At 63.6% G+C, this 9,580-nt stretch carries 9 protein-coding genes; 5 read left to right on the top strand and 4 right to left on the bottom strand.

From position 1 onward, the window contains the following. Positions 1–693: 693 nt before the first annotated feature. Complete coding sequence (locus VIQ49_RS06515) at positions 694–924, top strand: hypothetical protein (protein WP_331882233.1); 231 nt, start codon at positions 694–696, stop codon at positions 922–924. A gap of 143 nt (positions 925–1,067) precedes the next feature. Next, positions 1,068–2,546 (top strand): phospholipase D-like domain-containing protein, encoded by a 1,479-nt coding sequence (locus VIQ49_RS06510; RefSeq protein ID WP_331882230.1) that lies wholly within the window; start codon positions 1,068–1,070, stop codon positions 2,544–2,546. Positions 2,547–2,553: 7 nt separating this feature from the next. Here VIQ49_RS06510 and VIQ49_RS06505 read toward each other — a convergent pair whose 3' ends face one another. Both VIQ49_RS06505 and VIQ49_RS06500 read right to left on the bottom strand, forming a co-directional pair. Next, the gene (locus VIQ49_RS06505; RefSeq protein ID WP_331882228.1) at positions 2,554–3,744 is read right to left on the bottom strand and encodes an acyl-CoA dehydrogenase family protein; all 1,191 of its coding nucleotides are present in this window, start codon (positions 3,742–3,744) and stop codon (positions 2,554–2,556) included. Then, complete coding sequence (locus VIQ49_RS06500) at positions 3,745–4,983, bottom strand: CoA transferase (RefSeq protein WP_331882225.1); 1,239 nt, start codon at positions 4,981–4,983, stop codon at positions 3,745–3,747. Positions 4,984–5,112: 129 nt separating this feature from the next. Here VIQ49_RS06500 and VIQ49_RS06495 point away from each other — a divergent pair, with 129 nt between their 5' ends. After that, positions 5,113–6,321: an acetyl-CoA C-acetyltransferase gene (locus VIQ49_RS06495; RefSeq protein ID WP_331882223.1), complete on the top strand. Its 1,209-nt coding sequence runs from the start codon at positions 5,113–5,115 to the stop codon at positions 6,319–6,321. 10 nt (positions 6,322–6,331) lie between these two features. Here the strand turns inward: VIQ49_RS06495 and VIQ49_RS06490 are convergent, their stop codons facing one another. Then, on the bottom strand, positions 6,332–7,108 hold the full coding sequence (locus VIQ49_RS06490; RefSeq protein WP_331882221.1) for a hypothetical protein: 777 nt from the start codon (positions 7,106–7,108) through the stop codon (positions 6,332–6,334). 95 nt (positions 7,109–7,203) lie between these two features. Here VIQ49_RS06490 and VIQ49_RS06485 point away from each other — a divergent pair, with 95 nt between their 5' ends. Further along, the gene (locus tag VIQ49_RS06485) at positions 7,204–7,737 is read left to right on the top strand and encodes a hypothetical protein (protein WP_331882218.1); all 534 of its coding nucleotides are present in this window, start codon (positions 7,204–7,206) and stop codon (positions 7,735–7,737) included. Between the two features lie 14 nt (positions 7,738–7,751). Here VIQ49_RS06485 and VIQ49_RS06480 read toward each other — a convergent pair whose 3' ends face one another. Beyond that, on the bottom strand, positions 7,752–8,600 hold the full coding sequence (locus VIQ49_RS06480; protein WP_331882216.1) for an SDR family oxidoreductase: 849 nt from the start codon (positions 8,598–8,600) through the stop codon (positions 7,752–7,754). Between the two features lie 213 nt (positions 8,601–8,813). On the opposite strand from VIQ49_RS06480, the gene VIQ49_RS06475 reads away from it, so the two are divergent. After that, entirely contained in the window at positions 8,814–9,461 is a 648-nt protein-coding gene (locus VIQ49_RS06475; RefSeq protein WP_331882213.1) for a LysM peptidoglycan-binding domain-containing protein, read from the top strand. The last annotated feature ends 119 nt before the right edge of the window (positions 9,462–9,580 follow it).

Genomic DNA, 9,580 nt, shown 5'->3' with positions numbered 1-9,580 from the left:
ATATCAGCCAACAGCACCTCCAACTCCAGATACTTACCCACCAACACCGGAACCGACACAGCATCAACAGACAAACCAGAATCAAGAGAATCAACAGAATGATCGTCAGTCACGGTGCCCCCCAGCACATCTGAACGAGTTATTGCACCTAGTCTACAGACAGATCCGCGATCTGTCGAATCTTTGTTCGACTACGCTCTCCAGCCTTCACCGCCCCTGATGCGATGGGGCCACATCTGATTCGGGGGTTGTTCGATCACACGTCGAAGGTGGCTCCACTGATGACCGCTCAGCCAACCCCAGATACCGCTCCCACGCGCCACAGTTGGCTGACACTGGTCTCGATGACCGGCAGCCTGTCGATGATCATGCTGGACCAGACCGTTGTGACCGTGGCACTTCCGACCATGACCCGCGAACTGCCGCTGTCGCCGAGCGGTCAGCAATGGGTGGTCAACGCCGACGTCGTCGCAATGGCCGCAACTGTCGCTCGGCGGCAAATTCGGGGTCAAATGCGGCCCGGTCACCACGTTCCGCGCCGGTGTCATTGTCTTCTTCGTTGCCTCCACCCTGTGCGGCCTCGCCCCGCACGGTTCCTACGGCGAGGAGTGGATCATCATCGCTCTCGCAACCCAGAGAGCGCAGGCGTCGGGGATCGTCCAAACGGTCCGCCAACTCGGTGGCGCCATCGGAGTGGCGGTCATCGGAGCAATCGTCCTCGCCCATCAGCACGCCGGCACACAAGCGGTCCATTCGAGCCGCGATCCGAAGCAGGAACTCATCGACAAGACCGCCGACGCGATCGCCGTCGGGTTCTATGCTGCCGCGGCAGTATTCGCAGTCGGACTCATCGCATCGATCTTCCTGCTGTCCCGCGAACGAGTGGTCGAAGACCCCGTCGCAATGCCCGCAGAGGCATTCTGACGATTCGTACCGGTTCGTTCGATGCTCGACCACTCTGTTGACCACCGATTCCAGCCGGTGGCGGCAGTCCACTCCGGGACCATCGCGGGCTCATCGCCGTGTTAGTTTGTCGAGGCCCAATCTGCCGACGACCGGGGAGCTCCGTGAGTGTTTCTGAACCGGTTCTGGTGACCGGCGACACCTGCTGGCAGATCGCCGAAACCGACCGGCTCGCCGTCATCATCGACGCCGCCGAGTATTTCCGGCACGCCAAGGCCGCGATGTTGCAGGCGCAGAGCCGAATCATGTTGATCGGCTGGGATTTTGACACCCGGATCAAGTTCGAGCCGCAGGGCGCGACGCTCGACGGGCCGAATGACCTCGGTTCCTTCCTGAAATGGTTGCCCCAGAACCGGCCCGGGCTGGAGATCAAGCTGCTCAAGTGGAGTCTGGGCGCGTTTGCCGCGGTCACGCGTGGCATGGCACCGGTGTTCGTCCAGAACTGGCTCACTCCCGACTCACTGCATTTCGAGATCGACCTCGCACATCCCCTGGGTGCGGCACATCATCAGAAGATCCTGGTCATCGACGATCAGATCGCCTTCTGTGGCGGCATCGACATGACCGTCGACCGGTGGGACACCTCCGACCACGCCGACCAGAACACCTACCGGACCAAGCCCAGCGGCAAGACCTATGGTCCCTGGCACGACGCCACCACCGCTGTCGACGGCGCCGCGGCGAAGGCGGTGGCCCAGATGGCCCGCGACCGGTGGCAGGCGGCCACCAGGGCCGAACTCGCACCGGTCACCAACACCGGGAGCGGCGACTACTGGCCCTCCGATCTGGAACCGACAATGCGATCGGTCACGGTGGCCGTGGCCAGGACCCTGCCGGCGATACCGGGACGCGATGAGATTCGCGAGATCGAATCCCTATATCTGGCAGCAATTGCCGACGCCCGGGACTACCTCTATCTGGAAAGTCAGTATCTGGCGTCACGCGCGATCGCCGAGGCCATCGAGAAGCGGCTTCGTGAACCCGACGGGCCCGAGATCGTGCTGGTGTTGCCCCGTCACGCCGACGGCTGGCTCGAACAGCAAACGATGGACGGCGCCCGCCACCGACTGCTTCACATGCTTTGGGGCGCCGATACATACGATCGTTTCCGGGCCTACCATCCGGTGACGACGTCCGGTGCGCCGATCTACGTTCACGCGAAGATCCTGGTGATGGACGACCGTTTCCTACGGGTGGGATCGTCCAATCTCAACAATCGATCGATGGGTTTCGACAGCGAATGCGACCTCGCCGTCGAGATCGAACCCGGACAGCCTGACGCGGACGCTCACCGCGCGGCGATCCGCGGTGTCCGGAATCGCCTGCTCACCGAACATCTCGACGTCACGGGCGACGAACTCGAGAAGAACGTGGACGCACACGGAGCGCTGATCGCTGCGATCGATGCGCTGCGCGGCCAGGGCAAGACCCTCGTTCCGTTCGACCACGAACTCATTTCCGATGAGGACAGCGAGATGGCCGAGAACGAACTGATGGATCCGGAACGGGCACCGACATCATTGCTGGAGAGGTCGTTTCGCAGGATTGCCGGCCACCGACGAAGCCGGCAGGCAATCCTGTAGCCACCTCTCAGAGCATGTAGCTCCGCATCACGCCCTTGCTGATGATCGTCTTCTGGATCTCGCTGGTGCCTTCGCCGATCAGCAGAAACGGTGCCTCACGCATGAGGCGTTCGATCTCGTATTCCTTCGAATACCCGTAGCCACCGTGGATTCGGAAGCTGGCCTGAGTCACCTCCGCGCAGTACTCGCTCGTCAGGTACTTCGCCATGCCGGCGGCCACGTCGTTGCGTTCGCCGGAATCCTTGAGCCGGGCGGCGTTGACCATCATCAGGTGTGCCGCTTCGACTTTGGTCGCCATCTCGGCCAGCGAGAACGAGATCGCCTGGTGCTGGGCGATGGGTTTGCCGAATGTGCTGCGCTGCTGGGCGTATTTGGCCGCGAGCTCGAAGGCCCTGATCGCCACGCCGCAGGCCCGGGCCGACACGTTGACGCGTCCGACCTCGACACCGTCCATCATCTGGAAGAAGCCGCGGCCGGGAGCACCACCGAGGACCATGTCGGACGAGATGTGGTAGTCGTCGAACACCAACTCAGTGGTGTCGATCCCCTTGTATCCCATCTTGTCGATCTTTCCGGGAATCGTGAGACCCGGTGCCACCTCGCCGAATCCGGCCGGCTTCTCCACCAGGAAGGCGGTGAGATTCTCGTGGGACTTGTCCGCCCCTTCGTCGGTGCGGACCAGAACGGCCACCAGGGTGGAACTGCCACCGTTGGTCAGCCACATCTTCTGCCCGTTGATCACGTAGTCGTCGCCGGCACGCTGTGCCCGCGTACGGATAGCGGCAACATCGGATCCCAGTTCCGGTTCCGACATCGAAAATGCCCCGCGCACTTCACCTGTGGCCATCCGTGGAAGGAAATGGGCCTTCTGTTCCGGGGTTCCGTGCTGGCGGATCATGTAGGCAACGATGAAGTGCGTGTTGATCACACCGGAAACGCTCATCCACCCGCGGGCGAGCTCTTCGACACACAGTGCGTAGGTGAGCAGTGACTCCCCGAGCCCGCCGTACTCCTCCGGGATCATCAGCCCGAACAGACCCATCTCGCGCATCTTGTCGACGATCGCCTGCGGATACGTGTCGGAGTGTTCGAGCTCCTGCGCGTTCGGGATGATGTCGCGGTCCACGAAATTTCGGACGGTGGACAGGATATCGGTCTGTAGCTCGGTCAGGTCATGCGTCTGCGCAAGACGTGTCATTTACGTTTCCTTCGCGGTGATAGGCGTCGACACCCTGATGGCCCCGCGGGCCTCGAGGCCCGCGATCGTGCTCTCGGTCAATCCCAGGTAGTCGGTCAGCACCGACGCGGTGTCGTCCCCGTTGGCCGGCGCGGGCCGTGCCGCCGGATACTGTCCGTCGATCGACATCGGTGTGGTCGGCGCGAGATACGAGCCGATCCGCGGCTGGTCGACCTGTTGGAACATCGGGTTCTCGGTGACGCGCGGATCAGCCGCGATCTGGGAGAAGGTCCGATAGCGTTCGAACACAACGGCCGTCGAGCTCAGCGCGTCCTCCACCTGTTCGACCGTCCGATCGCGGAACCAGATCGAGAACAAGCCGCTCAACACGTCGCGGTGGCGGAAGCGGTCACCGTCATCCCGAAAGTCCACGCCCAGTGCGGTTTCCAGCGCGGTGATGGCATCGGCGGTACCGGTGACCTCGGCCAGGTCGCGGAAGTGTCGCGGCGTGACCGCGACAACCATGATCGTCTCGCCATCGGCGGTACGGAAGTCACTGCCGTAGGTGCCGTATACGAAGTTGCCGACCCGGGGCCGATCAGGGCCCCCGAGTTGCACTTCGGCCAGGTAACCGAGATGGCCGATCGTCGCCAGCGCCACGTCCTCGAGGGGAAGCACGATCTTGGCCCCCTCCCCGGTGCTCGCCCGCCGGTGCACCGCGGCCGTCACCGACAGCGCCGCATACAGTCCGCAGGCCACGTCCCATGCCGGCAGCACATGGTTCACGGGTGTTCCCAGCGCGGTCGGGCCGGTCACGAGTGGAAAGCCCATCGCGGCGTTGACCGTGTAGTCGAGAGCACCGCGCCCATCCGCCCGGCCGAGTACCTGGACGTGGATCAGGTCGGGCCGCTCCCCCGCCAGTTTGTCGTAGTCGAGCCAGTCGCGGCCGGCGGCGTTGGTCACCAGGATCCCGGCCTCGAGGATGAGATCGCGGATCAGAGCGGTGGCCTCGGGGTCACGGAAGTTGGCGGCCAGCGAACGTTTGCCCTGGTTCAGGTTGGCCCAGTAGATCGATTCGTTGTCGTCTGTGACCGGCCAACGATGGTAGTCCGCGGCACCGCCGATCGGGTCCACGCGGATCACCTCGGCGCCAAGCGATCCCAACGTCATTCCGGCGAGGGGTGCAGCGACGAAGCTGGATACCTCGATGATTCGCACGCCTACGAGGGGGAGGGCTTGCGGTTCGTGTTCTTTGCTCATCGGGTGGCCGATGCGGTACAGACGGTCATGGGACTACCCTGCATTGTCGAGTCTGGATCGTCTATATTGGGGTCCGATACTGTTGGAGTTTCAGTTCGCAGGTGGACGAGTGACAGAATCGAGGCACTGATGCGCGAGGTTGTGATCTGTGAGCCGGTACGCACACCGATCGGTCGGTATGGCGGGATGTTCAAGTCACTCACCGCCGTCGATCTCGGTGTGGCGGCTCTGAAGGGGCTGCTGGAGCGGACCGGCATCGCACCGGACGAGATCAATGACGTAATCCTCGGGCACTGCAACGGCAACAGCGAAGGACCGGCGATCGGCCGGGTCGTGGCACTCGATGCCGGCCTGCCGGTGACCGTCCCCGGAATGCACATCGACCGCCGCTGCGGGTCTGGCCTGCAAACGGTCATCCAGGCCGCGTTCCAGGTCGGCAGCGGTGACAACGAGCTTGTCGTGGCAGGTGGCACCGAGTCGATGAGCAACGCCTCGTTCTACTCCGTCGACATGCGCTGGGGTGGCGCCCGCAACGGCATCCAGATGCACGACAGCCTGGTCCGCGCCCGATCCACCGCCGGTGGCCACTTCAATCCGGTGCCCGGCGGCATGATCGAGACCGCTGAGAACCTGCGCCGCGAGTACGGCATCAGCCGACTCGAGCAAGACGAACTGGCCGTCGCCTCGCACACCCGGGCCGTCGCCGCGCAGCAGGCCGGACTTCTCGCCGAGGAGATCGTGCCGGTGTCCGTACCGAGCCGCTCCGGCGACCAGGTCATCGATACCGACGAGCACCCCCGCGCCGACACCACCGTCGAATCGCTGTCCAAGCTGCGCCCGATCATGGGCAAGCAGGATCCCGAAGCCACGGTCACCGCGGGCAACGCCAGCGGCCAGAACGATGCCGCGTCGATGTGCATCGTCACCACCGTCGAGAAGGCCGCCGAACTGGGGCTGACCCCGCTCGTGCGACTGGTGTCGTGGGGTGTGGCCGGCGTCGAGCCGAAGATGATGGGCATCGGACCGGTGCCGGCAACCGAGAAGGCACTCGCCAAGGCCGGGCTCACGCTCTCCGACATCGACCTGATCGAACTGAACGAGGCATTTGCCGCACAGGCCCTCGCCGTCATGCGCGAGTGGAAGTTCACCGCCGACGATCACCAGCGCACCAACGTCCACGGTTCGGGCATCTCACTGGGTCACCCCGTCGGTGCCACCGGTGGCCGGATGCTGGCGACACTGGCCCGCGAGATGCAGCGCCGCGACGCCCGGTACGGCCTCGAGACCATGTGCATCGGCGGCGGTCAGGGCCTCGCCGCGATCTTCGAAAAGGTCTGAACCCGGCAGCTCACCTCATCCGCCGTTCGCCGTCACCGATTCCCGTCGGTGACGGCGGCGGGACGGACGGTTTGTCGGTCGGCTTGCCCGCCACCAGATCTTCGATGCCCAACCCCCAATGTCCGAAGCGACGATCGAACTTCTCGGCCCGCGTGCGGGCGCGTTCGACTTTGTCGGGTCCGTAGTGCTTACGCGCCCAACGTGATTGCGGGCGCGCGATGCGCAGCGCGGCAAACCATGCCAGGGGCGGAACGAACGCCCCGACCACCGCAGTCGAATACTTGCCCTTTTCGACGCACAACAGCAGGGCACCGATGTGGATCGCGCCCACCACGAGCAGCGCCAGATGGCCGGAACCGAAGCCGCGGTCCCCGGTGAGCGGGTTGAGCCCGAGCACCCACAGTCCGAGCACCGCCCCGGTCATCGTCACCACCTGAACCGAAAGCTGGCCCTGCTCAGACCAATAGACGTCTTGCAGGCGCAGGATCATCGCGAACTCGTCGAGCACCAGCGAGGCGCCGATCCCGATCATCACCGCGCTGATCTCGGCACCTGGTGACTGCCCATCGACGGCCACCGACGTGAACGCACCGGAGATGGTCAGCACGATGCCGGGTATGGCGTGATGGATGTGGACACCGCCGGACACATTGTCCCGGAACGGCCCCCGGCCCGCGCGGATCATTCTCGTGATCGTCCGGGTGATGATGAAGGTCAGCAGAAATCCCACAAACGCCAATGTCAACGGCAGCTTGTCGGCCGAGACGAGGCCATCGATCAACGACATAGGGCAAAACTACCCCCGTCGTTCGACTGTGGGCCGGCAACAACGGCAACAACGGCAACAACAGCAACAACGGCGACTGCGGCGAAATTCGCGCGATGTCGGGCAGACGGTGGACGGACCGACCCGGATGTGAGGAGCGTCGGCATGCGACCTCGGCGCCGGCGGGCGGCACCAACCTTCGCGCCGACTGCGCGGGACTGACGTCGGCCGACCTGACGCAGATCTTCGGCGCCGACTTCGGTAACCCGACTCCGTCGTCGGGGGCTCGGAGCACTGTCGACGACATCAACTACAAGACCGTTGGATGCTCGTACGAGACCAGACACCTGGCCACGGACGACAACACGATCGAGATCGATCTCGCCCTGTCGTTCGCCGAACAATTCAGCGACAACACAGTTCAGTGCATCGAACCGTCCGACCACATCCACCCCGTCACACCCGTCTCCGGCGTGGACGATCAAGCGTGGTGGCAGCCTGAAGACTTCGAGAACTCGACCGATGCCGAAGGTGAGCTCACCGTGTGTGTCGACGAAGCACTGATCAGCATCCAGATCGAGGGCCCGACCGGACTCGAAGCGACCACGCAGGAGCAGGCCATCGAGATCGCCCGGATCGTCGTCGGCTGACGCGGCTCCGCTTGTCAGGCGTCGATGTAGAAGTCCAGGTCGAGGGGTTCGCTGCCACCGTAAACGGAGAGGTCGGCGACGCCGGCTCCCTTGAGCACCTCGGCATCGATCAGCACCTCACCGGTGGCCGACGACGGCCGCGACAGGATCAGGGTGGCGGCGTCGGCCATCACCTCGGGCTCGCGGGCATGCATGGCGGCCGCGGGATCGGACTGCAGGTTCTTCACCGCCGCGGTCGCGATGGTCGTCTCGGGCCACAGGCAGTTGCTGGCGATGTTCTGGTCGGCGAACTCGGCGGCGAAGCCGAGCGCCAGCACGGTCATGCCGTACTTCGAGAGTGTGTAGGCGGGGAACTTGCCCAGCCAGTACGGCGACATGTTGAGCGGCGGCGCGATGGAGAGGATCTGCGCGTTGGGTGACTTGGCCAGGTGCGGCAGCGCGGCCTGGGTCAGGGAGAACATTCCGCGAACGTTCACACCCTGCATCAGGTCGTAGCGCTTGAGCGGCAGATCAGCGGTGCCGGCTTCATTGATGACGCTGGCGTTGTGGATGAGAATGTCGATGCCGCCGAAGGTGTCGACAGCGGTCGCGACGGCACGCTGGACGTCGTCGTCGACACGCACGTCACCGACCACACCGACGGCTTTTCCACCGGCGGCCTTGATCTCGTCGACCGCCGTGTGGATCGTGCCGGGCAGCTTGGGATGCGGCACGTCGGTCTTGGCCAGGAGCACGATGTTGGCACCTCGCTTGGCGAGCGCGGTCAGGATGGCCAGCCCGATACCGCGGCTACCGCCTGACATGAGCACGGTGCGATTCTCGAAGGCATTGGATGCCAACAACTCCAGTTGATTGTCCGACATGGTCCGAAAATGCCCCTTCGACGTTGTGGTGCGCGATTGCGTGCACACTATCAGAACGCCATTCTCATTTGAGAGAGGCATCCTCTACTAGACCGGACCGGGGCAGACTGCGAGAATTCACATAGTCCCGTTACGCGTGTTCACCGCGATGCCCGACCGAGTGCGGTTCCACGCCCCACCTGGACCGACAGCACGCCTACGAGCGAGGTAACGATGAAGACCTACAACGTTCAGTCCGGGGACACCCTCTTCTCCATCGCGCAACACGAGTACGGAGACGGCAACCTTTTTCCGGTGATCGCACGCCAGAATCATCTGGCCGATCCCAATGTCATCAATATCGGGCAGAATCTGGAATTGCCCTACGTGACATTCCGCCATCATTTCTCCTCACCCGATTCCCCGGCGGTTCGGCAGGCGATCACACAGCAGTATTACGGCGTCGCGGACCCCGGCATGCAATTGATCTGGGAGATCATCAACGGTGTCGCCCAGCGCCCGATACAAGAGGGATCGTGGTTGCACATTCCCGACCTGCTCAACCCCGGCCATCACACGGTGGTCACCGGCGACAACCTTCACGAACTCGCTTTCCGCTGGTACGGCGACGATCATCTTCGGATCATGCTTGCACACGCAAATCAACTGCCCCACAACGCAACACTTGCCCTCGGGCAGGTCTTGATCCGACCCGGACTGAACCGGCGCGCCCGAGCGGCCGGCGACACCCTTCACAGTCTGTGCCTCGCCGAATACGGCAACGAGAACCTGGACACCTGGATCGGAGTGGTTGCGGCCGCAAACTACATCTCCGCACCGGATTCGCTGTTTGCCAATCAGGTCATCTACTTCCCGAGGTGACAGTCACAACTTTGTGATCGCGGTAACAAAACGGCGGCGCCCTTTCGATAGTCCAAACAAAGCCGACCATCAAAGGGGACCACCATGCGCATCGTCAAACGACTGGCAATTGCGGCGGG

This window comes from Williamsia sp., assembly GCF_036566845.1.
In the GTDB taxonomy this organism is placed as follows: Bacteria; Actinomycetota; Actinomycetes; order Mycobacteriales; family Mycobacteriaceae; genus Williamsia.
The sequence above is the reverse complement of the archived record's forward strand: the minus strand, read 5'-3'. Positions and strand labels throughout refer to the sequence as shown.

Excerpts from the sequence above, each read along its gene's own strand:
- VIQ49_RS06505 (WP_331882228.1), bottom strand. The coding sequence starts at position 3,744 with ATGACACGTCTTGCGCAGACGCATGACCTGACCGAGCTACAGACCGAT.
- VIQ49_RS06500 (WP_331882225.1), bottom strand. The coding sequence starts at position 4,983 with ATGAGCAAAGAACACGAACCGCAAGCCCTCCCCCTCGTAGGCGTGCGA.
- VIQ49_RS06495 (WP_331882223.1), top strand. The coding sequence starts at position 5,113 with ATGCGCGAGGTTGTGATCTGTGAGCCGGTACGCACACCGATCGGTCGG.
- VIQ49_RS06490 (WP_331882221.1), bottom strand. The coding sequence starts at position 7,108 with ATGTCGTTGATCGATGGCCTCGTCTCGGCCGACAAGCTGCCGTTGACA.
- VIQ49_RS06485 (WP_331882218.1), top strand. The coding sequence starts at position 7,204 with ATGTCGGGCAGACGGTGGACGGACCGACCCGGATGTGAGGAGCGTCGG.
- VIQ49_RS06480 (WP_331882216.1), bottom strand. The coding sequence starts at position 8,600 with ATGTCGGACAATCAACTGGAGTTGTTGGCATCCAATGCCTTCGAGAAT.
- VIQ49_RS06475 (WP_331882213.1), top strand. The coding sequence starts at position 8,814 with ATGAAGACCTACAACGTTCAGTCCGGGGACACCCTCTTCTCCATCGCG.